Annotated in this window: 1 protein-coding gene; it reads left to right on the top strand. The window is 68.1% G+C overall.

Features of this window, described 5'->3' with window-relative positions; genetic code table 11:
* Nucleotides 1-1014 (top strand): type VI secretion system Vgr family protein (locus C7416_RS28800; RefSeq protein WP_181461339.1); only part of this gene is annotated, 1014 nt, incomplete at both ends.

Raw genomic sequence — 1014 nt, 5'->3', positions numbered from 1 at the left:
GGACGGCCAGACCCAGGCCGATGGCAACGCCGAACACCACGCCAGCCCACGCGGGCAAATCCGCGTGCGCTTCCCCTGGCAGCGTGGCGAGCGCGTTGACGACCGCAGCAGCCGCTGGATCCGCGTCGCGCAGCGCCAGGCCGGCGCCGGCATGGGCTGGCAATGGCTGCCACGCATCGGCCAGGAAGTGCTGGTCAAGTTCACGGACAACGATATCGACCAGCCGTTCGTGATCGGTGCGCTGTACAACGGCCAGGGCGAAGCCGGCATCGTCCCTACGCCGGGCGGCAAGTCGATGGGCGCCACCACCTTCTCGCAGCCTTATGACGCCAGTGGCCTCTATGCGATGGGCTCCGACAGCCACCCAAGCGCACAGGGCAACCTTGCCGGTGGCAACAGCCCGGCGTGGCACGGCATGGGCGCGGACCCGGCCGGCCACCGCAACGAAGCCGCGCTGACCGGGTTCAAGAGCCAGGAACATGGCGGCAAGGGCTACAACCAGCTGGTGTTCGACGACTCGGATGGCCAGCTGCGGACACAACTCGCCACGACGGAACAGGCGTCCCAGCTCAACCTCGGTCACGTAATTCACCAGCAGGACAACCGCCGCGGCAGCTTCCGGGGCCAGGGGTTCGAGCTGCGCACCGATGGCTACGCCGCGGTACGTGGCCGGGCTGGGCTGCTGTTGACGACCTATCGCGATGCCGTCACGGGCCACGTACTGCCGACCGGTGACAACGCTGCCGGTATCGCACTGCTGCGGCAGGCGGGCGATCTGGTCAGGACACTCAGCGATGGTGCCACCACGCATCAGACCCAAGCCCTGTCGACCGGAAAGGATGACGAGTCGCCGCTGGCGCGGCAAGCGAGGGCCGCGGCCGGCATGGTCGATGGTCAGAATCTTGATGCCGCCACAGGCGATGCGGCTGGCGGCAATACCAGCACGCCGGGCAAGGTGCCGCACCAAAGCGAGCCGATGGTCCACCTCAACGGCCGGGCTGGCGTGGCTATGGT

It is taken from the genome of Cupriavidus phytorum, from assembly GCF_003254285.1.
Taxonomy (GTDB): Bacteria; Pseudomonadota; Gammaproteobacteria; order Burkholderiales; family Burkholderiaceae; genus Cupriavidus; species Cupriavidus phytorum.
This window is presented reverse-complemented; position numbering and strand designations above follow the sequence as displayed.